The 26,008-nt window shown below is 72.4% G+C and carries 25 protein-coding genes; 10 read left to right on the top strand and 15 right to left on the bottom strand.

Annotated elements, in window-relative coordinates:
- Window positions 1–145: 145 nt before the first annotated feature.
- Complete coding sequence (locus D7231_RS30490; protein ID WP_120758846.1) at window positions 146–748, bottom strand: DUF2017 domain-containing protein; 603 nt, start codon at window positions 746–748, stop codon at window positions 146–148.
- A complete protein-coding gene (gene clpS / locus D7231_RS30485) occupies window positions 748–1,059 on the bottom strand; it encodes an ATP-dependent Clp protease adapter ClpS (protein WP_120758845.1) in 312 nt (103 codons plus the stop codon). Before clpS ends, D7231_RS30490 begins: the two co-directional genes overlap by 1 nt.
- 124 nt (window positions 1,060–1,183) lie before the next feature.
- On the opposite strand from clpS, the gene D7231_RS30480 reads away from it, so the two are divergent.
- Together D7231_RS30480 and D7231_RS30475 are read left to right on the top strand one after the other, a co-directional pair.
- The gene (locus tag D7231_RS30480) at window positions 1,184–2,512 is read left to right on the top strand and encodes a nicotinate phosphoribosyltransferase (protein ID WP_120758844.1); all 1,329 of its coding nucleotides are present in this window, start codon (window positions 1,184–1,186) and stop codon (window positions 2,510–2,512) included.
- Between the two features lie 177 nt (window positions 2,513–2,689).
- The gene (locus D7231_RS30475; RefSeq protein WP_120758843.1) at window positions 2,690–3,283 is read left to right on the top strand and encodes an isochorismatase family protein; all 594 of its coding nucleotides are present in this window, start codon (window positions 2,690–2,692) and stop codon (window positions 3,281–3,283) included.
- Window positions 3,284–3,322: 39 nt separating this feature from the next.
- Here the strand turns inward: D7231_RS30475 and D7231_RS30470 are convergent, their stop codons facing one another.
- Together D7231_RS30470 and D7231_RS30465 are read right to left on the bottom strand one after the other, a co-directional pair.
- A complete protein-coding gene (locus D7231_RS30470; RefSeq protein ID WP_120758842.1) occupies window positions 3,323–3,649 on the bottom strand; it encodes a hypothetical protein in 327 nt (108 codons plus the stop codon).
- 135 nt (window positions 3,650–3,784) lie between these two features.
- A complete protein-coding gene (locus D7231_RS30465) occupies window positions 3,785–6,196 on the bottom strand; it encodes an immune inhibitor A domain-containing protein (protein ID WP_120758841.1) in 2,412 nt (803 codons plus the stop codon).
- Window positions 6,197–6,571: 375 nt separating this feature from the next.
- Here D7231_RS30465 and D7231_RS30460 point away from each other — a divergent pair, with 375 nt between their 5' ends.
- Window positions 6,572–6,829, top strand: a complete 258-nt coding sequence (locus tag D7231_RS30460; RefSeq protein ID WP_120758840.1) for a hypothetical protein — start codon at window positions 6,572–6,574, stop codon at window positions 6,827–6,829.
- Here the strand turns inward: D7231_RS30460 and D7231_RS30455 are convergent.
- Both D7231_RS30455 and D7231_RS30450 read right to left on the bottom strand, forming a co-directional pair.
- A complete protein-coding gene (locus tag D7231_RS30455; protein ID WP_120758839.1) occupies window positions 6,815–7,432 on the bottom strand; it encodes an RDD family protein in 618 nt (205 codons plus the stop codon). The genes D7231_RS30460 and D7231_RS30455 overlap by 15 nt on opposite strands.
- Window positions 7,433–7,487: 55 nt before the next feature.
- Complete coding sequence (locus D7231_RS30450) at window positions 7,488–8,927, bottom strand: RDD family protein (protein ID WP_120758838.1); 1,440 nt, start codon at window positions 8,925–8,927, stop codon at window positions 7,488–7,490.
- 342 nt (window positions 8,928–9,269) lie between these two features.
- Between D7231_RS30450 and D7231_RS30445 the strand changes: the two genes are divergently transcribed.
- Window positions 9,270–9,683, top strand: a complete 414-nt coding sequence (locus D7231_RS30445) for an SsgA family sporulation/cell division regulator (protein ID WP_120758837.1) — start codon at window positions 9,270–9,272, stop codon at window positions 9,681–9,683.
- Between the two features lie 34 nt (window positions 9,684–9,717).
- On the opposite strand, the gene D7231_RS30440 is transcribed toward D7231_RS30445, so the two are convergent.
- Together D7231_RS30440 and hppD are read right to left on the bottom strand one after the other, a co-directional pair.
- Complete coding sequence (locus tag D7231_RS30440; RefSeq protein WP_120758836.1) at window positions 9,718–11,091, bottom strand: FAD-binding oxidoreductase; 1,374 nt, start codon at window positions 11,089–11,091, stop codon at window positions 9,718–9,720.
- A 111-nt stretch (window positions 11,092–11,202) separates the two neighbouring features.
- Window positions 11,203–12,345 carry a 4-hydroxyphenylpyruvate dioxygenase gene (gene hppD, locus D7231_RS30435; protein WP_120758835.1) on the bottom strand — a complete coding sequence of 381 codons (1,143 nt, stop codon included), beginning with the start codon at window positions 12,343–12,345 and terminating at the stop codon, window positions 11,203–11,205.
- Between the two features lie 121 nt (window positions 12,346–12,466).
- Here hppD and D7231_RS30430 point away from each other — a divergent pair, with 121 nt between their 5' ends.
- The 5 genes from D7231_RS30430 to D7231_RS30410 all read left to right on the top strand — a co-directional run bounded on the left by D7231_RS30430 (window position 12,467) and on the right by D7231_RS30410 (window position 16,795).
- Complete coding sequence (locus D7231_RS30430) at window positions 12,467–12,949, top strand: Lrp/AsnC family transcriptional regulator (protein ID WP_120758834.1); 483 nt, start codon at window positions 12,467–12,469, stop codon at window positions 12,947–12,949.
- Between the two features lie 67 nt (window positions 12,950–13,016).
- On the top strand, window positions 13,017–13,664 hold the full coding sequence (locus D7231_RS30425) for an ABC transporter permease (RefSeq protein WP_120758833.1): 648 nt from the start codon (window positions 13,017–13,019) through the stop codon (window positions 13,662–13,664).
- A complete protein-coding gene (locus tag D7231_RS30420) occupies window positions 13,657–14,970 on the top strand; it encodes a betaine/proline/choline family ABC transporter ATP-binding protein (RefSeq protein WP_194960119.1) in 1,314 nt (437 codons plus the stop codon). The genes D7231_RS30425 and D7231_RS30420 overlap by 8 nt, the downstream gene beginning before the upstream one ends.
- Entirely contained in the window at window positions 14,967–15,797 is an 831-nt protein-coding gene (locus D7231_RS30415; protein ID WP_120758832.1) for an ABC transporter permease, read from the top strand. Before D7231_RS30420 ends, D7231_RS30415 begins: the two co-directional genes overlap by 4 nt.
- Window positions 15,794–16,795, top strand: a complete 1,002-nt coding sequence (locus D7231_RS30410; protein WP_120758876.1) for a glycine betaine ABC transporter substrate-binding protein — start codon at window positions 15,794–15,796, stop codon at window positions 16,793–16,795. The genes D7231_RS30415 and D7231_RS30410 overlap by 4 nt, the downstream gene beginning before the upstream one ends.
- 29 nt (window positions 16,796–16,824) lie before the next feature.
- Here the strand turns inward: D7231_RS30410 and D7231_RS30405 are convergent, their stop codons facing one another.
- The 7 genes from D7231_RS30405 to D7231_RS30375 all read right to left on the bottom strand — a co-directional run bounded on the left by D7231_RS30405 (window position 16,825) and on the right by D7231_RS30375 (window position 24,981).
- On the bottom strand, window positions 16,825–17,664 hold the full coding sequence (locus D7231_RS30405) for a S16 family serine protease (protein WP_120758831.1): 840 nt from the start codon (window positions 17,662–17,664) through the stop codon (window positions 16,825–16,827).
- Between the two features lie 103 nt (window positions 17,665–17,767).
- Window positions 17,768–18,409, bottom strand: a complete 642-nt coding sequence (locus D7231_RS30400; RefSeq protein WP_120758830.1) for an IclR family transcriptional regulator — start codon at window positions 18,407–18,409, stop codon at window positions 17,768–17,770.
- 306 nt (window positions 18,410–18,715) lie between these two features.
- Window positions 18,716–20,506, bottom strand: a complete 1,791-nt coding sequence (locus D7231_RS30395) for a DEAD/DEAH box helicase (RefSeq protein ID WP_120758829.1) — start codon at window positions 20,504–20,506, stop codon at window positions 18,716–18,718.
- 70 nt (window positions 20,507–20,576) lie between these two features.
- Entirely contained in the window at window positions 20,577–22,055 is a 1,479-nt protein-coding gene (locus tag D7231_RS30390) for an MFS transporter (protein ID WP_120758828.1), read from the bottom strand.
- A 229-nt stretch (window positions 22,056–22,284) separates the two neighbouring features.
- On the bottom strand, window positions 22,285–23,388 hold the full coding sequence (locus tag D7231_RS30385; protein WP_120758827.1) for a YeiH family protein: 1,104 nt from the start codon (window positions 23,386–23,388) through the stop codon (window positions 22,285–22,287).
- Entirely contained in the window at window positions 23,388–23,942 is a 555-nt protein-coding gene (locus tag D7231_RS30380; RefSeq protein WP_120758826.1) for a cysteine dioxygenase family protein, read from the bottom strand. Before D7231_RS30380 ends, D7231_RS30385 begins: the two co-directional genes overlap by 1 nt.
- A 133-nt stretch (window positions 23,943–24,075) precedes the next feature.
- Window positions 24,076–24,981, bottom strand: a complete 906-nt coding sequence (locus D7231_RS30375) for a LysR family transcriptional regulator (RefSeq protein ID WP_120758825.1) — start codon at window positions 24,979–24,981, stop codon at window positions 24,076–24,078.
- Between the two features lie 88 nt (window positions 24,982–25,069).
- On the opposite strand from D7231_RS30375, the gene D7231_RS30370 reads away from it, so the two are divergent.
- Window positions 25,070–25,960, top strand: a complete 891-nt coding sequence (locus tag D7231_RS30370) for an alpha/beta fold hydrolase (protein ID WP_120758824.1) — start codon at window positions 25,070–25,072, stop codon at window positions 25,958–25,960.
- Window positions 25,961–26,008 lie beyond the last annotated feature (48 nt).

The following is a 26,008-nucleotide window of genomic DNA, read 5'->3' as shown; positions in this document are numbered from 1 at the left end:
GAAGAACGATCATGCGTTCGTGACGCACACCACAAAGAAATGCGGACAATAAGGGAAAGCAGGGGTAATAGGCACCGTTACGGTGATCCGATCGTTATCCGGACTTGATTGTTCCCTGAGCGGACGTCCGGATGCTTTTGATCGATCATCCCATCAGTGCATCTACCAGCGTTTCCTGTAGTCCGCCGAGCCACAGATGGGCCATCACCATCGGCTTGCGCGGATCGTCGTCCGGCAGCCGGAGGAGCGCCTCGCCGTCGTCCTCATGGGTGATTTCCAGCCGCGCCCCGATGGTCAGCCGGAGGTCGTTGAGCGTGCCCAGCCAGCGGCGGCAGTCCTCGGGCGTGAGGCGCAGGACGGCGACGCCGTCCCCGGGGTCTCCGGCCATCACGAGGGCGTCGAGCGAGCGGACCACCGCGAGGGCGTCCTCGCGCTTGCGGTCGCGCAGGTCGTTCTCGGTGTAGCGGCGGAATTCCGCGGCGTACGCACGCTCCTGCGGGTCCTGCGCGGCGTCCGGGTCGCCGTAGGCGTCGGGGAAGAGCCGGGCGAGCGCCGGGTCGGACGGCGGCTCGCTGGGGCCCTCGGCGAAGAGGCGCGCGAGCGGATCGGCGCCGTCGGTGCCCGCGGCGTCGCCCGGGCCGATCAGCTCCAGGAGCTGGACGGTCAGGCTGCGCAGGATGGAGACCTCGACCTCGTCCAGGGCCGCGGCGGCCCCGCCGCCGGACAGCGGCTCGAAGTGGCCGGCCATCAACGGTCCTGCGACAGCGTCGCCCACAGCCCGTAGCCGTGCATCGCCTGCACGTCGCGCTCCATCTCCTCGCGGCTGCCGCTGGAGACGGTGGCGCGCCCCTTGTGGTGGACGTCGAGCATCAGCTTGTGGGCCTTGTCCTTGGAGTAGCCGAAGTACGCCTGGAAGACATACGTCACATAACTCATGAGGTTGATGGGGTCGTTGTGGACCAGCGTGACCCAGGGGACGTCGGGCTCGGCCACCGCGTACGGGGCTTCGCTCGACTCGGGGCGTTCGATCTCGACCGGTGCAACACTCACCCTTCCCATGCTGCCACCCGGGGGCCTGCGATGCACAAAGGGGGTGCCGCCAGGGCCGCGCGTCGGCCGGGTGCCCGGGGTCACGGCATAGAAATCGTCAGAGTGACGAGTATTGGGGGTAGCATCTGTGTCCATGAACGCTGCGGACTTGAGGCTGCCGGTGGACGTTCCGTCGACGGCCCTCTTCACCGACCGGTACGAACTCACGATGCTGCAAGCCGCGCTGCGCTCCGGCACCGCCGACCGCCGCTCGGTCTTCGAGGTCTTCACCCGCCGGCTGCCCGAGGGGCGCCGCTACGGCGTCGTCGCGGGCACCGGCCGCGTCCTGGACGCCGTGGAGAACTTCCGCTTCGACAGCGGCGTCCTGGACTTCCTCGCGAGCCGGAAGATCGTGGACGAGCCGACCCTCGCCTGGCTCGCGGACTACCGCTTCCGCGGCGACATCTGGGGCTACCCCGAGGGAGAGGTCTACTTCCCGGGCTCCCCCATCCTGCGCGTCGAGGGCACCTTCGCCGAGGCGGTGCTGCTGGAGACCGTGATCCTGTCGATCCTCAACCACGACTCGGCCGTCGCCGCCGCGGCCTCCCGGATGGCCGTCGCCGCCGGCGGGCGCCCGCTGATCGAAATGGGCGCCCGGCGCACCCACGAGCTCGCGGCCGTCGCCGCCGCCCGCGCCGCGTACGTGGGCGGCTTCGCCTCCACCTCCGACCTCGCGGCCGGTTTCCGCTACAGCATCCCGACCGTCGGCACCAGTGCGCACGCCTTCACGCTGCTGCACGACAGCGAGCGCGACGCCTTCACCGCCCAGGTCGACTCGCTCGGCGGGAACACGACCCTGCTCGTCGACACCTACGACGTCGCCGAGGCGGTCAGGACGGCCGTGGAGATCGCGGGCCCGGAGCTCGGCGCCGTCCGCATCGACTCCGGCGACCTGCTGCTGCTCGCCCACCGGGTGCGGCAGCAGCTGGACGACCTGGGCGCCGGCAAGACGAGGATCGTCGTCACCAGCGACCTCGACGAGTACGCCATCGCCTCGCTCGCCGCGGCCCCCGTCGACGCGTACGGGGTCGGCACCCAGCTGGTCACCGGCAGCGGGCACCCCACCTGCTCGATGGTCTACAAGCTCGTGGCCCGCGCGGACGGGCCCGGCCCGGACGCCCCGCTGCGGCCCGTCGCCAAGAAGTCCATGGGCGGCAAGACCTCCATCGGCGGCCGCAAGTGGGCCGCGCGCCGGCCGGACGCGGACGGGGTGGCCGAGGCCGAGGTCGTCGGCACCGGGCCGGTCCCGGCGGAGCTCGCGGACCACCAGCTGATCGTGGAGCTCGTCCGCGGCGGCGAGGTCGTCGCCCGCGAGGCCCTGGACGCCGTCCGGGACCGGCACGCCGCGGCCCGGGCGGGGCTCCCGCTCTCCGCGACCCAGCTCTCGCGCGGTGAGCCGGTACTCCCCACCGAGTACCTCTGACGCTCCGCGCGCGGCCCCGCGCGCCGGAGCGGGCCCGCCCCGCTCCGGGTCCCTCTCCCATTGCGCAACGGAAGTCACTACCCTCGGTCACAGAGAGGCGATCCGTACAGATCCGCACATCCGTACAGTCGTGATCCGCACTGTCGGCCGAGGGCCCTTCCACAAAGGATCCGCACTATGCAGCGTGCACTCATCATCGTCGACGTGCAGAACGACTTCTGCGAGGGCGGCAGCCTCGCGGTCGCGGGCGGGGCGGACGTGGCCGCGGCCATCACCGACCTCGTCGGCGAGGCCACCGCCGGGTACCGGCACATCGTCGCCACGCGCGACCACCACATAGACCCCGGCGCGCACTTCTCCGCCGACCCGGACTACGAGACGACGTGGCCGCCGCACTGCGTCGCCGGCACGGAGGGGTCCGGGTTCCACCCGAACTTCGCCCCGGTCATCGCCTCCGGGGCGATAGACGCCGTCTTCGACAAGGGGGCGTACGCGGCCGCGTACAGCGGGTTCGAGGGCACCGACGAGAACGGGGTGTCCCTGGCGGACTGGCTGCGGGAGCGGGGGGTGACGGAGGTCGACGTCGTCGGGATCGCGACGGACCACTGCGTCCGCGCCACCGCGCTGGACGCGGTGCGGGAAGGTTTTTCGACCCTGGTGCTGCTCGACCTCACGGCGGGGGTCGCTCCGCACACGACGGAGAGGGCGCTCGGGGAGCTCCGGGACGCGGGCGTCGAGCTCTCCGGCAAGCCGGTGGTTGCGACGGGGTGACGTGACGGCCGGGCCCGGCCCGGCACCGCAGGCAAACGCCTACGCCGCCGGCGCCCTGCGGAGCAGGGTCCTTATGCCGTGCCACGACTCCGTGTCGTCGTCCGGGGTCGCTCGCCAGACCAGGCCGTCCGGGTGGTGGAGGACCGCCGTTATCTCGTCCGGCGTCGGGGGTTCCGTATTGCCGCGCAGATAGACGGCCCGCAGGCCCAGGTTCCGCAGGCGCGTGAGCGCGCGCGCCCGGTTCGCGGCGTGCACCAGCACCCGCACCCGGGCCCCGGGCGACGCGCCCCCGCCGGGCGGCCCGGGAAGGTACAGGGCCACCACCACGCTGCCGCCCGGCAGCTTGCAGAAACCACCGCCTGCCATGCCCGCGTCACCTCTCCCCGGGCCGGGGTGTCAATAACAGGGTCACGCCAGTCATCTAAACGCGATCGGCCGCCGCCCGCTAGAGGGCGACGGCCGATACGGCTCTGACCTGCTAAGACGCAGATCGTGCGGGGTTTACTTGCCCGACGGGCTCACCTGGACGGTCATCGTGGAGCCGCTCGGCGCCTGCCACAGGATCTTGATCCGGGTGTTGGTGTCAGTAACCTGCACACCGCCGGTCGGGTTGTCCTTGCTCCAGTACGTGCCCTTGCGGTCGTCGAAGACCGGCGCGCCGAGCTTCGCCTTCACACGGGCCGCGACGCCGTCCTGGTGGACGGTGTAGCCGTCGCTCGGGAACCAGCTGAACGGCGAGTCGTACGCCTGGAAGCGGTTGCGCATGACCGTGCCGTCGGCCCACTTCTCGATCTGCGGGTGCGCGTCGATCGGCAGGATGCGGCCGGTACCGGGGTGCACGCCGACGTTGTTGTCGGCCTGCGAGGTGTCCCACTTCCAGATCAGCAGGCCGTTCTGGTACGGGTAGTGCTCGACCCAGCCCGGACGGTTCTTCTTCCAGCCGAAGTTGTACGGGCCGGTCTTGAGGGTCGTGTCGTACGAGACGTACTGGCGGTTCTCGGCGATGTAGTACTGCGCGTACTCCTTGGTGAAGGACTCGCCGATGCGCGAGAAGCCCTTCGCCGTCCAGCCGTTGTCGTCGCCCTCGGCCCCGTCGGTGAAGAGGGTGGCGCCGTCGGCGGTGAGGCTGATGGCGTCGGCGGTGAAGCCCTTACCGGTGGTGCCGCCGTCCGTGGAGTAGCGGAAGCGCAGGTCGATCTTCTTGCCGGCGTACGCGTCGAGCGGGTACGCGAGCTTCTTGTACGCGCCGGACTGGCCGGTCAGCGCGGGCTTGTCGCCGCCGTCGCGCGGGATGGACTTGCCGTCGGCCGTGCCGTCGACCGGGGTCCAGTTCTTACCGCCGTCGGTCGAGACCTCGACGTAGGCGTAGTCGTAGTTGGCCTCGATGTCCCACCAGCCCGAGAAGTCCAGGCTCGCCTTGGACTTGCCGGTGAGGTCGACCGGGCGGGAGAGGGTGTTCTTCAGGTCGTCGGCCTGACCGCCCCACCACTGCTTGCTGCCCTCGGCGGGCTTGACGACGTCGGTCTTGACCGCCTTGGCGGGCAGGTCGACGACGACCGCCTGCTTGTCCTTGGTGTTGTACTCGGCCACGCCCAGCTTGTGCGTCGACTTCGTCGCCGCCTTCGCCTTGTCGTAGTTGAGCCAGCCGAGCTGGAGCTTGTCCCAGGCGCTCATGTCGCCGGGCAGGTCGCCGATGGTGTCCTTGCCGCGGCCCAGCCAGGAGCCGGAGGACATCAGCGACCAGTAGGCGACGGAGGACTCACCGGTGCCGGTGGTGTCGTACTCGTCGGGCAGGCCCAGGTCATGGCCGTACTCGTGGGCGAAGACGCCGAGGCCGCCGTTCTCGGGCTGCATCGTGTAGTCGCCGACCCAGATGCCGGTGTCACCGATCTGCGTGCCGCCGGCCTTGTTGTTGCCGGGGCCGGTCTTGCCGGCGTCCGAACCGTAGGCGTACCAGCGGTGGGCCCAGATGGCGTCGGTCTTCTGCGCGCCGCCGCCGGCGGACTCGTCCTCGCCGGCGTGCACGATCTGGAAGTGGTCGATGTAGCCGTCGGGCTCGTTGAAGTTGCCGTTGCCGTTGTAGTCGTTGCGGTCCCACTGGTCGTAGGTGGCCAGCTGCGCCTTGATGTCGGCGTCGCTGCGGCCGGCCGCCTTCTGGTCCTTCACCCACTGGTTGACGCCGTCGCGCACCAGGTCCCAGGCGGAGGGGCAGTTGGTGGAGCCGCAGTAGTTGGAGCCGTAACGGGCCTCGTTCCAGGGGACCCTGACCCAGTCGGTGACCGTGCCGTCGACCGAGTAGCGGCCCGAGGACTGCTTCTCGTAGTACTTCGCCAGGGACTCCTTGTCCTTGTCGTGCGAGAAGTACAGGTCCTGGAAGTGGTCCCGGTTGTAATCCTTCTGCCAGGCCGTGCTGTTGTCGTTCTTGCGGTCCGGCTGCTTGATCTGGTTGTGCGCCGGGCCCGCCTGCCCGCCGTACTTCTTCACCGGCGGCTTGGGCCCGTCCGGCCCGTCCGGGTCGTACATCGTGGTGTCGTCGACCTTGTCGCCGAAGTCCACGAGGATCGTGAAGATCCGGTCGGTCTTCTCCCGGCCGAGCTCGACGTACTTCCCCTTGCCGAGCTGGACGACCTTCGACGCGCCGCGCTGCTCCACGCGGGCGTCGCCGGATATGACCTTGTCGAGGGCGGCCTTGCGCTGCGCCTCCTGCTTCTTCGCGTACGGGCCCTTGAGGTCGTGCTCGACGCCCTTCCCGGCCTGCTCCGGGTCGTGGCGCTCGATGCTCGACGGCGTGCCGGCAGTGGTGGCCGCCTGCGCGATCCCGGCCGTGGTCCCCGTGACAAGGGCCGTCGCGGCGAGCGCGACGGCCGTGGCCACGGCGGCGGATCTGGCGTGCCTCCGTTGGCTGCTCTTCACTTGTGAATGTCCTCCCCAGTGACAACTGTGGAGGTATTTGACCGGAGTGAAGCCGGAAAAGACAGACCTTGACTACGAGCGAAACAGCAAGTACGTTATCCGGCCTTTATGTTGCGGATTTCGGACAGCAACGGGCGCGCGCGTCTCACCTCTTGGACCGGCGGATGACCCCGTGCGCCCCCTGTGCTCCGGCACCGTGTGTTAGGTCACGCTTACCGGCAGTTCCCCTCGGGCAGACAGGACCGTAGAGTCGTTTTGGTGTACACCATTGCTGTACGCACGCACTACGCACGCGCATTACGCACGCCCCCAGGCACGCCCCATGCACCAGCCGGCTCCGCACCCCACACCTTTGCTCCGAGGACGGATCCCGCCATGCCGCGTCCGACCCCCGCACAGATAACCTACGGATCGGCCACCGTCGTCTTCTCGACCCTCGCCATGCTGCTGCTCTCGCAGACGAGTTCGGGGTTCGGGATCGCGGTCATCGCCGTCGCCGCGCTCGCGCTCGGCCTGTTCGTCGCCGTCGCCTTCCCCGTGCCGCGCGCCGGCTCCCGCAGGCCCCGGGTGCCCCGGGAGCGCGCTCCCCTTCCCGCCGAGCCGAGACTGAGTGAGACTTCAGTGCACGGTTGAGACCACCACCGTTTTGGCCGCCTTGTCGTGAATGCACTGGTGGTACGGCATGTCCCACGTACACCAGAGCACGTTGACCAGCCAGAAGAGGAAGCCGCAGCAGGGCACCACCTGCGGCAGGTTGTACACCGCGGCGCGCGTCCAGCCCGGGCTTCCCTCGGGGATCGCGCCGTTCTCCAGCATCGCCACCCGGATGCTCATCGCCATCTTGCCGACCGTCTGCCCCCGCTTGGTGAGCATCAGCCCCTCGTAGAGGAAGTAGACGACGGCGATGATGATGCCGAGGCTCGTGGACCGGCCGTCGTTCCAGTTCGCCGGGTCCCAGTCCCACATCGCGGCCTTGAAGACCGCGGTGACCGGGATCGACACGAGCAGCCCGTCGATGATGCGGGCGACGAGCCGCTTGAACCGGTTCGCGAGCGGGGGCATGCCCGCGAGCGGGTCGGCGGCGCCGAACTGGTCTCCGTAAGGGTTGCCGGGGCCGCCGCCCGGACCGGGCGGAGCGCCGCCGTACGGGCCGCCGCCGTAGGGCGGTGGCTCCGGCGGCGGCTCCGTCGGCCGTTTCTGGAACGGGTCGTTCTCGGGCGGCGGCTCGGTGCTCATGGCCCGAGTAGAACGCAGGGTTCCGCGCGCCGCATCCGGCGTTGTGCCGTTCGGGTCAGCGCTTGCCCGCCGCCACGAACGTGCGGCCCGCCTTGTCGTGCCAGCACTGCCGCCACGGCCGGTCGAACACGCACCACAGGACGCCGATCACGCCGATCCCCAGCGCGCCGAGCCCCCCGTACACCAGCCAGCGGCGCAGCGCCGCCCCGAAGCCCGGGCTGTCGTGCGACTCGATGTCCAGGACGCGCGTGCCGCACAGGCGCTTGCCCAGGGTGCGGCCCCACTTGGCGGTGGGCAGCGCCTCCAGGATCACGCCGGCGACGAGCAGGACGCCCAGCACGACGGCCAGATACGTGCCGGTGGTGCCGTCGAGCAGCCAGACCGTGACGGTCTCGCCGGACTGCTTGGCCTGCGCGACCTTGTCGTCGATGTGGGTGACGGCCTTGGCCCACAGCGGCACGGCCACGGCGCCGACGACGGCGCCCAGCACGACGGAGTCGATGAGGCGGGCGGCGAGCCGGCGGCCCAGCGACGCGGGGCGGCCCTGCTCCTGCGCGGCCCGCAGGAAGGGGTCGTCCTTCGGGGGCTTCCACGGCGCGGCCACCTCGGAGGAGGGCGCGGGCTGCTGCTGGGCGAGCTGCTGCACCTGCTGGGCCCAGCCGCCGGCCCCGGGCCGGGGCTGCTCCGCGGTGCGGGGGCGGGGCTGCTCCTGCGGGCGGGCCTCGGGCAGGGCGGCGGACGCGGACCGCGCGGGGGCGGGCAGCGCGGCCGCCGGGGCCGTGGCGGGCAGGGCCCGGCGCTCGGGCGGCATGGCCTGAGCCTCCTCCGGGCGGGCGTCCGGCCGGCCTTGGGAGGTGGCCGGCGGTACGGGCTTGCCGGAGGTGCGCAGCTGCATCGTGCCGCCGGGGCGGACGGCGGGGACGCCGCCCTCCGCCCGGCCGGCGGGCGCGGGCTCCTCGGCGCGCTGCGGCTCGGAGCGGCGGGGCTCGGGGCGGCGCGGCTCGGAGCGGCGCGGCTCGGAGCGGGCCGGGTCGCCGGCCGCGGGAGAGGCGACGCGCGGGTCGCGGGGCCCGGGCAGCGCGGCGCCGGAGCTCTCGCCCCAGGAGACGCGCCGGTCCTGCTCGCCGCCGAAGCCCTCCTGCCGCGCGGGCTCCGCCCGCCAGGCGGGCGCCGGCTCCGAGCGGGCCTCGCGCGGGGCGGGCTCCTCGTCGAGGAACATGGGCCCCGTCTCGTCGGGGCGCTGCGCGGGCGGCTGCCGGTCGGGCCCGGAGCGGCGCGGCGTCGGCGGCACGGGCGAGGCGAGCGCGGGCGCCGCGGGCTTGGCGAGGCCGGCGGGCGGCGCGGGCATCGGCTCGCCCTCGGCGGGCGCCGGCCGGCTCGTGCCGGGCACCCAGGAGGTGCCGCTCCAGTAACGGATATAGCCAGGAATGGAAGGGTCCGGATAAAACCCTTCCACGGGGCTGTTGTCGGCGGATCCTGAGGAAGGGGCGCTCATGGTCTCCGATGTCCCGTATCTGCTCGGCCGTACTGCGGTGTCGGTGCTCGGTGGGGCGGGCGACGACAAGCAGTCTGCCGCACTCGAGCGACGTGGGGCGCGCTGCTCCCCTGCCTCATGACCTCTATGCACAAAAGGCAACCGGGCGCGCTGCACACAGGTCTACCAGACGGCTCTCCACTCTGCGGCCGTCCCGCGGGCGGGACCACTCACACGTGCGACCGGCGCACCGGTTCGGCGAAGTCGCGTAATGGTGTGGGGGTCATTGCGCTCTCTGTCGGTGCGGGCCCGTTCGCGAGGGGCCACGGACCGAGGGAAGCAGAGCGAGAGAGGGCGCACTTCATGCACACCACCGTGGTGGAAAGAGAGCTGGAGATCGACCTGGTGCTGTCGCCCGAGCGCAGCATCCCCGTGCCGTCGCGGCTGAGCTACCGGACGGCCGACCCGTACGCGGTGCACATCGCCTTCCACGTCACCTCGGAGGCCCCGGTGTACTGGACGTTCGCGCGGGAGCTGCTGGTGGAGGGGGTGTTCCGGCCGTGCGGCAGCGGGGACGTGCGGGTGTGGCCGACGCGGACGGACGGGCGCAGCGTGGTGTGCATGGCGCTGTCGTCGCCGGACGGCGCCGCGCTGCTGGAGGCCCCGGCGCCGGCGGTGGCGGCATGGCTGGAGCGGACGCTGCTGGTGGTGGCGCCGGGGTCGGAGCGGGAGCGGCTGGAGCTGGACGCGGCGCTGCGGGAGATCCTGGGGGCGTGACGCGCCGGCGCCCCGTACCGGCGCGTCAAGTGCCTTACACGTCCAGCACTTTGCCCGGATTGAGGAGGTTCAGGGGGTCGAGGGTCTTTTTGATGCCTCGCTGGATCTCCAGGCCCACGGGGCCCAGCTCCCTCGCCAGCCACTCCTTCTTCAGGACGCCGACGCCGTGTTCGCCGGTGATCGTGCCGCCCAGCTCCAGGCCGAGGGCCATGATCGCGTCGAAGGACTCGCGGGCGCGGCGCGACTCGTCGGCGTCGGCGGGGTCGAAGCAGACGACGGGGTGGGTGTTGCCGTCGCCGGCGTGGGCGCAGACGCCGATGGTGAGCGCGTACTTGCGGGCGATCTCCGCGGTGCCCTCCAGCATGGCGGCGAGGCGGGAGCGGGGCACGCACACGTCGTCGATCATGGTGGCGGGCCGGAGGGTCTCCAGGGCGGTCAGGGAGAGCCGGCGGGCCTGGAGGAGCATCTCGGACTCGGCTGCGTCCTCGGCGGGGACGACCTGGTCGGCGCCGGCGGCCGTGCACAGCTCGGCGACGGCGGCGAGGTCCGCGGCCGGGTCGGGGGTGTCGAAGGCGGCGAGCAGGAGGGCCTCGGTGCTTTCGGGGAGGCCCATCTTCGCCATGGCGTTGACGGCGCGGATCGTCGTGCCGTCCATGAGCTCCAGCAGCGACGGGGCGTTGCCGCGGGCCATGATCCGCCCGACGGCCTCGCCGGCCGCGGCGACCGAGGGGAACTCGGCGGCGAGCGCGAGCTGCCGGGGCGGGGCGGGCCGCAGCGCGAGGACGGCCCGGACGACGACGCCGAGGCTGCCCTCGGAGCCCACGAAGAGGCGGGTGAGGTCGTAGCCCGCGACGCCCTTGGCGGTGCGGCGGCCCGTCTTCAGCAGCCGGCCGTCGGCGAGGACGACGTCGAGGCCGAGGACGTACTCGGCGGTGACGCCGTACTTCACGCAGCACAGGCCGCCGGAGGCGGTGCCGATGTTGCCGCCGATGGTGCACTGTTCCCAGCTGGAGGGATCGGGCGGGTAGTAGAGGCCCTGTTCGGCGACGGCGCGGGAGAGGACGGCGTTGACGACGCCCGGTTCGACGACGGCGACGCGGTCGGCGGGGTCGATCTCCAGGATGCGGTCCATCTTGACGAGGGAGAGCACGATGCAGCCGTCGGCGGCGTTGGCCGCGCCGGACAGGCCGGTGCGGGCGCCCTGCGGGACGACGGGGACCCGCAGGGCGGTGGCGGTGCGCATGACGTGCTGCACCTGCTCCACGGTGCGCGGCAGCGTGACGACGGCGGGTTGCCCTGCGGCGCAGAAGCCGGCCATGTCGTTGGCGTAGCTCCGGGTGACGTCCGAGTCGGTGAGGATCGCTTCAGCGGGGAGTCCTTCGCGCAGGTGCTCGATCAGATCGGCCATACGATCTCTCTCCCCGCCCCGCCCCTTCCCGAACCGGGGCTCCGCCCCGGACCCCGGTCCTCAAACTCCCCCAGCTACCGCTGGGAGGTGCCCCCAGACGGCTTAGATTTTTTAGAGGTTGCCGCGCTTCTCCTGCTCCCGCTCGATGGCCTCGAAGAGCGCCTTGAAGTTGCCCTTGCCGAAGCCCATCGACCCGTGCCGCTCGATCATTTCAAAGAAGACGGTGGGCCGGTCCTGCACCGGCTTGGTGAAGATCTGGAGCAGGTAGCCGTCCTCGTCGCGGTCGGCGAGGATCTTCAGCTCGCGCAGGGTGTCGACGGGGACGCGGGTCTCGCCGACCCACTCGCCCAGCGTGTCGTAGTACGAGTCGGGGGTGTCGAGGAACTGCACGCCCGCCGCCCGCATGGCGCGCACGGTCGCGACGATGTCGTTGGTGGCGAGGGCGATGTGCTGGACGCCGGGGCCGTTGTAGAACTCCAGGTACTCGTCGATCTGCGACTTCTTCTTGGCGATGGCCGGCTCGTTGAGCGGGAACTTCACCTTGCGGGTGCCGTCGGCGACGACCTTCGACATGAGGGCGGAGTACTCGGTGGCGATGTCGTCGCCCACGAACTCCTTCATGTTCGTGAAGTGCATGACGTTGTTGTAGAAGGCCACCCACTCGTTCATCTTGCCGAGTTCGACGTTGCCCACGCAGTGGTCGATGGCCTGGAAGCGGCGCTCACCGGGCTCGACGAGCGGCTTGGCGGCGACGTAGCCGGGCAGGTACGGGCCGGTGTACGCGGACCGGTCGACGAGGGTGTGGCGGGTCTTGCCGTACGTGGCGATGGCGGCGAGGACGACGGTGCCGTGCTCGTCCGTCAGCTCGTACGGGGCCTCCAGGCCGGTCGCGCCGTGCTCGACGGCGTAGGCGTAGGCGGCGCGCGCGTCCGGCACCTCGATGGCGAGGTCGACGACGCCGTCGCCGTGCTCGGCGACGTGCTCGGCGAGGAAGCGGCCGTGGTCGGTGGTGGCCTTGATGACCGTGGTGAGCACGAAGCGGGCGCCGCCGGACTCCAGGACGTAGGAGGCGCTCTCGCGGTTGCCGTTCTCCGGGCCGCGGTAGGCGACGAGCTTCATGCCGAAGGCGGTCGAGTAGTAGTGGGCGGCCTGCTTGGCGTTGCCGACGGCGAAGACGACCGCGTCCATCCCCTTGACCGGGAAGGGGTCTGCCTGCCGTGCGGTGTGCGGGGTGTGATCCGTGGTCTGAGTCATGGCCGCAGCGTCCCGCCGATCCACAAGGTGCGCAATAGTTTGCGTATTCACTGGGCAGACTGCACAGCAGATGGCCGGTAGCACCGGACGTTCTGTACATGCTGACCATAGGGAGGACCGCGTGGCGATCGATCGTTTGGACGGGCGGCTGATCGAGCTGCTGGCCGAGGAGCCGCGGATCGGCGTCCTGGAGGCCTCGCGCCGGCTGGGCGTGGCGCGCGGGACCGTGCAGGCGCGGCTGGACCGGCTCCAGGCGCAGGGCGTCATCCGCGGCTTCGGCCCGGACGTGGACCCGGCGGCGCTGGGCTATCCGGTGACGGCCTTCGCGACGCTGGAGATCAAGCAGGGGCAGGGCGGCGACGTCCGGGCGCACCTCGCGACCGTGCCCGAGGTGCTGGAGCTGCACACGACGACCGGCCGCGGCGACATGCTGTGCCGTCTGGTCGCGCGCTCGAACGCCGACCTCCAGCGTGTGATCGACCGCGTTGTGGGTTTTGATGGCATCGTGCGGGCCTCCACGGCGATCGTCATGGAGAACGCCGTGCCGCTGCGGATCATCCCGCTGGTGCAGCAGGCGTCGGCGCAGACCCCGTACCGGCCCTGAGGGCCCCCGGCCTTGAGTTCCCCTCCAGGCCCCCGGGCCCCCTGTCGCGCGAGAGGGAGGCGAGCGGGTGAGCTTCTGGGAGTACGTCGCCGGCCGCCGCGCCCAGCTGCTGGCGGACAGCTACCAGCACGCCAGCGCCGTCTTCCAGTGCATGGTCGTCGCCACGCTCATCGGCGTGGTGATCGGCGTGCTCACGTACCGCCGCGAGTGGGCCGGGAACCTGGCGGTGACCACGACGGCGACCCTGCTGACCGTCCCCTCGCTGGCCCTGCTCGGCCTGCTGATCCCGCTCACCGGCCTGGGCGTGGCGCCGACGGTCACGGCGCTCGTGCTCTACGGGCTGCTGCCGATCGTCCGCAACGCGGTCGTGGGGCTGCGGGGCGTGGACCCCTCGCTCGTGGACGCCGCGAAGGGCATCGGGATGTCCCGGGCGGCGCGGCTCCTGCGCGTCGAGCTGCCGCTGGCCTGGCCGCCGATCCTCACCGGGATCCGGGTGTCCACCCAGATGCTGATGGGCATCGCGGCGGTCGCCGCGTACGCCTCCGGGCCGGGCCTCGGCAACGAGATCTTCCGCGGCGTCTCGTCGCTGGGCAGCGCCAACGCCCTCAACCAGGTGCTCGCCGGGACGCTCGGGATCATCGTGCTCGCCCTGCTCTTCGACGCGGCGTACGTGCTGCTCGGGCGGCTGACGATCCCGAGCGGGATCCGTGGCTGAGGCCGCGCCGCGCCCACCGGAGGGCCGGGCGGAGACCTCGGGCGCCACCGTTCGGACCTCGGGCGCCACCATCCAGACCTCGGGCGCCACCATCCAGCTGGAGAACCTCACCAAGCGCTACCCCGGCAACCCCGCCCCCGCCGTGGACTGCGTGAACATGGACATCAAGGCCGGGGAGCTGGTGGTCTTCGTCGGCCCGTCCGGCTGCGGCAAGACCACCACCATGAAGATGATCAACCGGCTGATCGAGCCGACGTCGGGCCGGATCCGCATCGACGGCGAGGACGTCACCGGCATCGACCCGGTCCGGCTCCGCCGCAAGATCGGCTACGCGATCCAGGCCTCCGGGCTCTTCCCCCACATGACCGTCGCGCAGAACATCGCGCTCGTCCCGCGCATGACCGGCTGGTCCAAGCGGCGGATCGCCGAGCGGGTGGAGGAGATGCTGGACCTGGTGGGGCTCGACCCCGGGGAGTTCCAGGGCCGCTATCCGCGCCAGCTCTCCGGCGGGCAGCAGCAGCGCGTCGGCGTGGCCCGCGCCCTGGCCGCCGACCCGCCGGTGCTGCTGATGGACGAGCCGTTCGGCGCGGTCGACCCGATCACCCGCGACCACCTCCAGGACGAGCTGATCCGCCTCCAGCACGAGCTGCACAAGACGATCGTCTTCGTCACCCACGACTTCGACGAGGCGATCAAGCTCGGCGACCGGATCGCGGTGCTCCGCGAGCGCTCGCACATCGCCCAGTTCGACACGCCGGAGGCCATCCTCACCAACCCCGCCGACGACTTCGTCTCCGGCTTCGTGGGCGCGGGCGCGGCCCTCAAACGGCTCAACCTCACGCGCGTGCGGGACGTGGGCGTCGTCGACTTCCCCACCGCCACCATCGACGACCCCCTCCAGACGATCTTCGAGCGGCTGCGCGCGGGCACCACCAACGAGGTGCTGCTGCTGGACCGCCACCACCGCCCGTACAAGTGGCTGCGGCGCGGCGACCTGATGCGGGCCAAGGGCTCCCTCGTACGCGCCGGCACCCTCGTGCACGACACCGTCACCCGCGACGCGACGCTGCGCGACGCCCTGGAGGCCGTCCTCATCGACAACGCGGGGCGGGTGCCGGTCACCGGGCGGCGCGGCCGCTACGAGGGCGTCGTCGACATGGAGACGCTGATGAACTCCGTGCACGAACTGCTGGAGGAGGACCGGCTGGACGCCGTCGAGCACCAGCACCTGCTGGAGGAGCAGCGCGCCCAGCAAGTGCTGGAGGAGCAGGAGGGCACGACGGACGCGCCGGAGGAGCTGGCGTGAGGCCCCCGTCCCCGTCCCCGGAGCAACTGGGCCCGCCGGAAGCCGAGGAGGCCGAAGACGGTGCCGCCCCCGTGCCCGCCCCGCGCCCCCGGCGGCGCGTCACCTGGCAGAAGCTCACCGTCCTGCCCGCCTTCCTGCTGGCCCTGCTGCTGGCGACCTGGCTGTGGTTCCGCGGCGCCGACCTCGACTCCATCGCCCGCAACTCCATCGCCGACGGCAACGTCTGGCTGCGCCTGCGCCAGCACGTCGTCCTCACCGTCGTCTCCACCTTCTTCGTCCTGGTCATCGCCATCCCGCTGGGCATCCTGCTCACCCGCCGCCGGGTGCGCCCCGCCGCGCCCGCCGTCATCGCCGTCGCGAACGTCGGCCAGGCCACGCCCGCGATCGGCCTGCTGGCGCTGCTGGTGATCTGGCTGGGCATCGGCATGCGGGCCGCGCTCGTCGGCATGGTCGTCTACGCGGTGCTGCCCGTGCTGGCCAACACGATCGCGGGGCTGCGCGCCATCGACCCGACGCTGGTGGAGGCCGCGCGCGGCATCGGCATGTCGGCCGTGGGGGTGCTGCGCCGGGTCGAACTGCCCCTGGCCGTACCGCTGATCCTCGCGGGCGTGCGGACGGCCCTCGTCCTGAACGTGGGCACGGCGACGCTCGCCTACTTCGGCGGGGGCGGCGGGCTCGGCGACCTCATCGCGTCGGGCATCACCAACCAGCGGATGCCGGTGCTCGTGCTGGGGTCGGTCCTGACCGTGGCGCTCGCCCTGCTCGTGGACTGGCTGGCGTCCCTGGCCGAGCTGCTGCTGCGGCCGCGCGGGCTGGGGGCGTCCTGAGCCGCCGCGGGCGCCCCGGCGGGCGGAGGGCGCCTGCGGCGGCCCTCGCCCTCGTCCTCGCGCTCCTCCTGCCCCCGGCCGCCGGCTGCGGCCTGACCAGCGGCTCCCCGCTGGCGGACAGCGTGCGGCCCGGCTCGGTCGGGCAGGGCCTGCCGCTCAAGGGCGCCTCCCTGACCGTCACCTCCAAGAGCTTCAGCGAGAACATCGTGCTCGGCCAGATCATGGGCCTCGCCTTCAAGGCCGCCGGCGCGAGCGTGCTGGACCGCACCAACATCCAGGGCTCGGTCGGGGCGCGCGAGGCGGTCCGCTCCGGCGGCGCGGACGGCATGTACGAGTACACGGGCACCGCCTGGATCACCTACCTCGGCCACGACCGGCCGATCCCCGACCCGCAGCGGCAGTGGCGGGCCGTCCGCGACGCCGACGCCCGCAACGGCCTCACCTGGCTCGCGCCCGCCGCGCTCGACAACACCTACGCCCTGGCCATGAGCCGCGCCGCCGCCCGCAAGTACGGCACCCGCACGCTCTCGGACGTGGCCGCCCTGTCGAGGAACGACCCGGGCGCCGTGACCCTGTGCGTGGAGACCGAGTTCGCGGCGCGCGACGACGGCTTGCAGGGCATGGCGAAGGCGTACGACATGAACGTGCCCGCCTCGCGGGTGCAGAAGATGGACGGCGGCATCATCTACACCCAGGTCTCCGGCGGCCGCTCCTGCACCTTCGGCGAGGTGTTCACCACCGACGGCCGCATCGCGGCCATGCACCTCGTCGTCATGCGCGACGACCAGCACTTCTTCCCCAACTACAACGCCGCGCCGGAGATCAACAGCGCGACCCTGCGCCGGTATCCGGCGATCAGGGACGTGCTGGACCCCATCACGGCGCGGCTCGGCAACGACGTGGCCCGGGAGCTCAACGCCGAGGTGGACGTGGCGGGGAAGGACCCGCGCGAGGTCGCGGAGGAGTGGCTGGTGAAGGAGGGCTTCATCAGCCGCTGACCGAATCCGCTGGCCGGGGACCTCGGGGATCAGCAGGTGGGGACGTTGTCCTCGTCGCCCGACGCGAGGGCCCGCAGCGACTTGACCGCGTCCTGGAGCTTCTCCACCGGGACCAGCTGGAGCCCCTTGGGCAGGTTGGCCTTCGCCGCCGAGCACTCGGCCTTCGGGACGAGGAAGACCGTCGCGCCGTCGCGCCGGGCCGCCTGCGTCTTCAGCGGGACGCCGCCGACCTCGCCGACGGTCCCGTCGGCGTCGATCGTGCCCGTGCCGGCGATGGTGCGCCCGCCCGTGAGCTCGCCGCCCCGGCCGTCGCCGTCGACCTTGTCGATGATGCCGAGGGTGAAGAGCAGGCCCGCGCTCGGCCCGCCCACGTCGGCGAGGCTGAGGCCGACCTTCAGCTCGCCCGGCGAGCGGTGCAGGTAGCGCCGGGCGGCGTCGGTGGCCGCGTCCTGCGACTTCTTCATCTCCTGCTGGTTGTGCGCGTCGACCTCCTCGTCGGAGTCGCCCACGGGGTAGACGGCGTCGTGCGGCATGACGGCCCGGTCCGTACGGGACCAGCCGCTGATCACGTCGCCCAGGTCCACGTCGACGCGCGGGCCCGTCACCACGATCGTGGTCATGCGCAGCTGGCCCGTGGTCTTCCGCGCCGGGGCGCCCTCGATCGCGATCACCTGCTTGCCGTCGTGGGAGCCGAGCACGTCCACCGTGGAGCCGGGCTGCGCCACCGAGAACGGCAGCGGCACGAAGGGCACGGAGGCGAGCAGGGCGACGACGGGCACGGCACAGACGGCGAGGGTCCGGGCACGGCGGGACCGGGCGGGCTTGGCCGGGGAAGGCGTGGCCGGAGCGGGCGTGGTCGGAGCGGGCATGCAGCGAATCTAGTTCACCCGCGTCCCTTCCGTGACACACGCCCTCGCCGGGCGAGGCGCGGCGGGCAGCGGAAGGGACCCGGGCCCGCTCGGTGCGCAGAGGTCACCGCAGGGCGTCCGCAACCTCCTTCGCCGCCTCCATCACGCGCGGCCCCACGCGCTCGGGGATCGTGTCCGTGAGCATCACCACGCCCACGCTGCCCTCGATCCCCAGCACGCCGAGCAGCGGTGCCGCCGCGCCGCTCGCGCCGGCCTCCAGCTCGCCGTGGGTGAGGGCGTAGCCGGGGCTGTCGGTCTCGCCGCGGCGGGCGGCGAGTATCGCGCGGCCGGCCGCGCCCCGGTCCAGGGGGTGGCGGAAGCCCGCCCGGTAGGCCACGTGGTAGTCCGTCCACGTCGGCTCGACGACGGCGACCGCGAGCGCCTCGGTGCCGTCGACGAGCGTGAGGTGGGCGGTGGCCCCGATGTCCTCGGCCAGGGAGCGCAGGGCGGGCAGGGCCGCCTCGCGCACCAGCGGGTGCACCTGGCGGCCGAGCCGCAGCACCCCGAGGCCCACCCGGGCGCGGCCGCCGATGTCCCGGCGGACCAGTGCGTGCTGCTCCAGCGTGGCGAGCAGGCGGTAGACGACGGTCCGGTTGACGCCGAGCCGGGTGGACAGCTCGGTGACGGTCAGGCCGTGGTCGGTGTCGGCGAGCAATTTGAGGACGCGCAGTCCCCGGTCGAGCGTCTGCGAGGTCTCCGCTGTCACGACGCCCCTCCTCCGATGTGGGGGCGGCTCTCGTCGGGTGGGGTGCGCCACCGGTCCCGTGCCGGCAGCGCGCGAGGAGAGGCCGCCGGCGGCTTGTCGCTTCTTGCAGCTCTTCTTTACCGGCTGCGCTCCGCGGCGGCGCTGCCACGGGGCGTGTGCGTGACCGGAACCGTAGCGCCGCCGGTCCGCTCAGTGGAAGAGTCTGCCCGCGATCCGGTCAGCGCAGGACCGAATTTCGGATATCGGGGCCGGCGTCCCGCCATGCGGACGCCGGCCCCGTACCGCCGGAAGGTGAGGGCGCGCCGCCTACTTCATGCGCGTGGCCCACTCGCGCACCTTGCGGATGCGCTCGTTGAGCTGGCCCGCCGTGGCTTCCGCGCTCGGGGGGCCGCCGCAGACGCGGCGCAGTTCGGTGTGGATGACGCCGTGGGGCTTGCCGCTCTGGTGGACGTAGGCGCCGACCAGCGTGTTCAGCTGCTTGCGCAGCTCCAGGAGCTCCTTGTGGGTGACCACCGGGCGCCGCTCGGCGGGCAGTTCGAGGAGGTCCGCCTCCTCGTCCGGCCGCTTGCGGCTGTGCGCGATCTGGCGGGCCTGCCGCTTCTGGAGCAGCAGCTGCACCTGCTCGGGCTCCAGCAGGCCGGGGATGCCGAGGTAGTCCTGCTCCTCCGCGCTGCCCGCGTGCGCCTGCATGCCGAACTCGGCGTTGTTGTAGAGCACCCGGTCGAAGACCGCGTCCGACTCCAGCGCCTCGAAGGAGAGTTGGTCGTCGGTGCCGGTGTCCTCGTCCTGCTGGCGCTCCGCCTCGGCGAGGAGCTTGTCCTCCTCCGCGTACGGGTCCTCCTCGCCGTCGCCCTTCTTCGGCTTGTCGAGGACGTGGTCGCGCTCGACCTCCATCTCGTTGGCGAAGGTCAGCAGGTCCGGGACGGTCGGCAGGAAGACGGACGCCGTCTCGCCGCGGCGCCGCGAGCGCACGAAGCGGCCGACGGCCTGGGCGAAGAACAGCGGCGTGGAGATCGTCGTCGCGTAGACGCCGACCGCGAGCCGGGGCACGTCGACGCCCTCGGACACCATGCGGACGGCGACCATCCAGCGGTCGGTGCCGTGCGAGAAGTCGTCGATGCGCTGGGAGGCGCCGCTGTCGTCGGACAGCACAAGCGTGGCGCCCTCGCCGGTGATCTCGCGGATCAGCTTGGCGTAGGCGCGGGCGGACTCCTGGTCGGAGGCGATGACGAGGGCGCCCGCGTCGGGGATCGACTTGCGCACCTCGGTGAGGCGGCGGTCGGCCGCCCGCAGCACGTTCGGCATCCACTCGCCGCGCGGGTCGAGCGCGGTGCGCCAGGCCTGGGAGACGGCGTCCTTGGTCATCGGCTCGCCGAGGCGGGCCGCGATCTCGTCGCCCGCCTTGGTCCGCCAGCGCATGTTGCCGCTGTAGGAGAGGAAGATGACCGGGCGGACGACGCCGTCGGAGAGGGCGTTGCCGTATCCGTACGTGTAGTCGGCGGAGGAGCGGCGGATGCCGTCGTTGCCCTCCTCGTACGTCACGAACGGGATGGGGTTGGTGTCCGAGCGGAAGGGCGTGCCGGTCAGGGCGAGCCGGCGGGTGGCGGGCTCGAAGGCCTCCATGCACGCCTCGCCCCAGGACTTCGAGTCACCGGCGTGGTGGATCTCGTCGAGGATGACGAGGGTCTTGCGCTGCTCGCAGCGGTTGCGGTGCAGCATCGGGCGCACGCCCACGCCGGCGTAGGTGACGGCGACGCCGTGGTACTCGCGGCCGAGGGGGCCGGCGCTGTACTCCGGGTCGAGCTTGATGCCTATCCGGGCCGCGGCCTCCGCCCACTGCTTCTTCAGGTGCTCGGTCGGGGCGACGACGGTCACCTGCTGGACGACGTGGTGGTGCAGCAGCCAGGAGGCGAGGGTGAGCGCGAAGGTCGTCTTGCCGGCGCCGGGCGTGGCGACGGCGAGGAAGTCGCGCGGCTGCTCCTGCACGTACTTCCCCATCGCACCCTCCTGCCAGGCGCGCAGCTTGTTCGCGGTACCCCAAGGGGCCCGGCCGGGGAAAGCTGGGGAGAGGTGGTGGTTTGTGGTGGTGGTAGTCACGGTCTCCGTCGGCTGGTTCGGCGGTCGGCAACCGCGTCAGCCTACCGGGGCCCGGGTTCACGCTCCGGGGTTACGCCCCGGGGTCACCCGCGGGTGGGACCGAGGTCACACCGCGCCCGGCGGCCTCCCGCGGGCCCAGCCGGGTGGCCACGTACGCGCCCACCAGCGCGAACGCCGCCGCGGCCGCGAAGACCGCGGCGAAGGCGTGGGGCGGGGCGGCGGCGCCGGCCGTGGCCGTGGTCACCGAGCCTCCCGCGGATCCTCCGCCGAAGGAGACGAAGAGCACTCCGGCCAGCCCGACCAGGAGGATGCTGCCGAGCGCGTCCGACGTCTGGAGGGAGGCCGCGTTCGTGCCCTCCTCGCCCGGCCGGGACAGCTTCAGCAGGAGCACCGCCCCGCTGGAGATCGTCAGACCCATGCCGTAGCCCCCGAGCACCCACGACGCCCCGGCCGCCCACACCGGCACGCCGTGCACCAGCACCGCCGCCATCAGCGCGACGGCGAGCGCCACCAGCCCCATGCCCAGGCACATCAGCCGCTCGCGGTACGGCTCGGCCCGGCGGCGGCTCTGGGTGTACGAACCGAGCGCCCAGGTCAGCCCGCCGCCCGTGAGGGAGAAGCCCGCGAGCGTCGCGGACAGGCCGCGCTCGGTGACCAGCATCAGCGGGATGAAGCTCTCCGCGGCCACGAAGGAGCCCTGCGCGATGCCGCGCAGCAGCACCACCGAAGGCAGCCCGCGGCGGGCGCGGAAGGTGCCGCGCGGCAGCAGGCGCCGCACGCACGGCACCAGCAGGGCGAGCCCGGCGGCGGCCGGCAGCAGGGCCCAGGGCGTGAGGTCCTGCCCCGCGTACTGCAACAGCCCGGCGCCCGCCGCGACGGCCAGCGCCAGCAGGATGCGGCGCCGGTCGGGCGACCCGGCCGGCGGGCCGGGCGGCAGGGCGCGCAGCGCCGGGAGCATCACCGCCAGCGGCAGCAGGACCAGCACCGGGATGGCCAGGAACACCCACCGCCAGCCGAACTGCTCGGTGACCGTGCCCGCCACCAGCGGGCCGACGATCACCGGCAGCACCCAGGCGGCGGAGAAGGAGGCCATCACCGAGGCGCGCAGCCGCTCCGGATACGCCCGGCCGACCACCACGTACAGCGCGACGATCACCAGCCCGCCGCCGATGCCCTGCACCCCGCGCCCCGCGACGAACATCCACATCCGCTGCGCCGAGCCCGCGATCACCAGGCCGGTGCCGAAGGCGGCGATGCCGGTGAACAGGGGGACGAGCGGGCCCGAGCGGTCGCACCACTCCCCCGACAGCGTCATCGCGAAGAGGCTCGTGGTGAAGAAGGCGGAGAAGGCGAAGGCGTAGAGGCCGATGCCGTCGAGGGCGCGGGCGGCGACGGGCATCGCGGTCGTCACCGCGCTCGCCTCGAAGGCGATGAGGGAGACGACCGAGATGATGCCCAGGGTCAGGGCCCGGTGGCGGCGGCCGAGTATGCCGTCGGCCGGGTCGTTCGCGGCAGTGGCCTGCGGGGCCACGGATTCGGCTGCGGTCATACCGCTTGAGCGTACGGAGGGGATCACGTTCGGGCACGTGCCGCGGGGAGGAGATGGGGCGGGACTTCTGTCTTAGGAAGAAGGGCCGCCCTGGAGGGGGCTGAGGGGCGAGTACCAGGTCCCGAAGGCCTCCCCGCCGCAGCGGCGCTCAGCCCCCGCGGCGAGGGCCCGGCGGGATCTGCGACCACCGTCACCGTACGTACAGGATGACCCACGTGACGCGAAGGCGTCACGTGGTGAGCAGGACACCCCCGTACGAAGCCCCCGCGATCACGACCCACGAGCACAGGCCGAGCGCGGCGACCCGCCCGCCGGTGCGGACCAGCGACGGCAAGTGGACGGCGCTGCCGAGGCCGAAGAGGGCGGCGGCGAGGAGGAGCTCCTGGGCGTGCGCGGCGAGGTCCAGCCCGGCGGCGGGGACCCAGCCGGTGGTGCGGACGCCGACCATGGCGAGGAAGCCGAGGACGAAGAGGGGGATGAGCGGGGGACGCTTCTCGGAGGCTTTCCCGGAGGTCTTCTCCGAGGCCTTCACGGAGGCCTTCGCAGGGGTGGTCTGCTGCCGCCGCCTGCGTACGGATACGGCCACCGCCGCGACGAGCGGCGCGAGCAGCGCCACCCGCATCAGCTTGACGAGGACGGCGTCGGTGAGCGCCGCGGGCCCGGCGGTCTGCGCCGTGGCCACGACCTGGCCGACGTCGTGCACGCCCGCGCCGACCCAGCGGCCGAACTGCGCGTCGTCCAGCCCGAGCGGGTGGTGCAGGAGCGGCAGGACGGCGATGGCGAGGGTGCCGCAGAGGGTGACGAGGGCGACCGATGTCGCCACGTCCTCCTCGTCGCTGCCGGAGACCTCGCTGACGGCGCCGATGGCCGAGGCGCCGCAGATCGAGTAGCCGGTGGCGATGAGGAGCGGCTGGTCGCCGCGGAGGCCGAGCCGGCGCCCGAGCCAGAGCGTGCCGGCGAAGGTGGCCGCCACGACGGCGACGACCATGGCGACGGTGGCCCAGCCGAGGCCGAGGACGTCGTCGAGGCCGAGCTTGAGCCCGAGCAGGACGACGCCGATCCGCATCAGCCGCTTGCCGGCCAGGGTGAGGCCGGGCCGGGCGGAGCCGCGCACCCGGGCCCGTACGCCGGGGACGTGGGCCGCGGCGATGCCGAGGACGACGGCGGCGGTGAGCATGGGGACGGCGGGGACGAGCAGGTGCACGACCCAGGCGACGGCCACGCCGGCCGCGGCGGTGGCGAGGCCGGGGAGCGGGCCGGGGCGGGGTGCGGGGGCGGGGGTTGCGGGGGCGGGCTGCGGTGATGCGCTCGTCCGGGGGGTGACGATCGCCATCAGAACTCGTCGGCCGGGAGGTCGTAGACGCGGCGGACGCTGGAGCCGAGGCGGGAGATATCGGCGCCGTAGATGTGCAGGGAGATCGCCTTGGCCGTACAGGCGTTGCGGACGCGGTGGATGTCGCCGGGCGGGGCGAAGCCGCACACGTCGCCCTGGTGGTTGACGACGTCCTCGGTGGCGACGAGGCGGGCGGTGGTGCCGTCGGGCACGAGGCGGTAGCGGCGCTCGCTCTCGGTGCCCTCGTGGACGCCGGTGACGCACCAGGAGACGTGGTCGTGGATGGCGGTCCGCTGGCCGGGCAGCCACACGAGGGCGACGATGGAGAAGCTGCCGTCGTGCTCGGCGTGCAGGATGTGCTGCCGGTAGCGGTCGGGGTCGCCCTCCTGCTGTTCGGCGGTGAGCAGGTCGCCGGCGCCGAGGTGGGCGGCGAGCCGCTCGCCGACGAGGTAGGCCGTCGTGTCGGGCGGCAGGCCACGGCCTACGGCTTCCCGGACGTCGTCGACGAGCTGGGCGAGGCGCGCGGTCGTCGGGGCTGCGGTGGGAGTGGTCATGAGTGCAGGGTCGAGGCGGGCGGCAGGACGGGTCCAACGACAGTCTGTTGGCCGGAACCCAACGAGGGCTTATGAGTTGGCCGTAAGTGGTTGGCTGTAAGTCGCCGGTTGCCGGTTCGCCGACGGTTGGGGCTCAGCAGCCGACGCGCCGGGCGGCGACGGCTTTGAGCTCGTCCAGGACGAGCGCGGTCGCCGGGATCCGGAGGTGGTCGCGCAGCACGTACGCGGAGACCTGGCGGCGCGAGGCCGGGTCGAGAGCGCGTCCGGTGATGCGGTCGTGGCGCATGAAGGACAGCACGAGGCCGGGCATCATCGCGATGCCGAGCCCCTCGGCGACCAGGGACTGGACGACGAGGTTGTCGTCGGTGGTGAAGGCGATGTCGGGCGCGAAGCCGACCTCGGCGCACTCGTGGAGGAAGTTGGTGCGGCAGCGCAGGCAGCCGGCGATCCAGCGCTCCCCGTCCAGGTCGGCGAGCTTGACGGCGCGGCGGCGGGCGAGGGGGTGCCCTATGGGCATCAGGACGGTGAGCTGGTCCTCCATGAGCGGTATCTCGACCAGCTCCTCGGGGACCTGTTCGTGCAGGCCGGGGTAGGTGAAGGCGAGGGTGATGTCGCACTCGCCGCGGACGAGGCGGCGGATCGAGTCGGGCGGTTCGCCCTCCAGGAGCTCGACGCGGATGCCCGGGTGGTCGGCGGCGAGGCGGGCGAGCGCCTCGGGTATCAGCGTGGCGCTCGCGCTGGGGAAGGCGCAGACCCTGACGCGTCCGGCGCGCAGGCGGGTCAGCGAACTCATCTGCTGCTGGGCGGCGGTGAGGCTGTCGAGGATGGTCTCGGCGTGCCGGGCGAGCGCCTCGCCGGCCTCGGTGAGCCGCATGCGGCGGCCGACGCGGGTGAACAGCGGCGTGCCGACGGAGCGCTCCAGCGCCTTCATCTGCTGGGTGATCGCGGGCTGGGTGTAGCCGAGCACGCGGGCGGCCGCGGAGTACGAACCGGCCGTGACCACCGCGTGGAACGTCTTGATGTGCCGCGAGTCGAACACGCCGGAATCATAAGCGGAATTTGGGATAGCGGGGAGAGAGGTGAGAGGTAGCTTCTGGATGACCGGACAGAAGGGATAGGGCGAACTTATGCCGCATTACACGTCATACGACGGAGTGGAACTGAGCTATCAGGTGCTGGAGGGGTCGGAGGGCGCGGGTCCTCCCCTGGTGTGCCTGGCGGGCGGCCCGGGCAGGGACGCCGCGTATTTGGGTGACCTGGGCGGCCTGGACGCCCACCGCACCCTGATCGTCCCGGACAGCCGCGGCACGGGGGCCTCGCCGCCCTCGCCCGAGCCGTGGGGGTACGCGTTCCCGGCGCTCGCCGAGGACCTGGAGTCCCTGCGCACGCACCTGGGCCTGGAGACCTTCGCGCTGCTCGCCCACGACGCGGCGTGCGCGACGGCCCAGGCGTACGCGGCGCAGCACGGCGACCGCCTCACGCGGCTCGTGCTCGTCACGCCCGGCTCGCGGCTCCAGGGGGAGCTGCCCGACGACGCCGAGGAGATCTTCGAGTCCCGCGCGACGGAGGACTGGTGGACGGACGCGTACGTGGCCGTGCACACCCTCCCCACGGCCGGCGACATGGACGAGGTCCGCAGCCTCCTGCTCCGCGCGGCCCCCATGGGCTACGGCCGCTGGGACGGCCCGCAGCGCGCCCACGCCGCCACCGAACCCGGCCAGCTCGGCCCGGTCCCCCGCGCCGGCTTCTGGCAGGGCGTCGACGACCCGGCCCGCCACGCCCTCCTCTCCCGCCTCCCGGAGGTCGGCTGCCCCGTCCTGGTCATCACGGGCGACCGCGACGCGCTGGCGGGCATGCGCGCGGGGGAGCTGGTCGCGGCGTCCTTCCGTACGGCGGCGGTCCGCACACTGCACGGCGTGGGCCACTACCCGTGGGTGGACGAGCCGGACTTGTTCCGCCCGGTGGTGGAGCAGTTCCTGAAGAGGGGGTACGACCCGGAGGCGCGCGGGGCGGTGTGAACGGAGAATGGCAGTCGCGTTGCGGGGCGGGCGCGGCCATTGAACGTC

It is taken from the genome of Streptomyces klenkii (genome assembly GCF_003626645.1).
GTDB classification, from domain to species: domain Bacteria; phylum Actinomycetota; class Actinomycetes; order Streptomycetales; family Streptomycetaceae; genus Streptomyces; species Streptomyces klenkii.
This window is presented reverse-complemented; position numbering and strand designations above follow the sequence as displayed.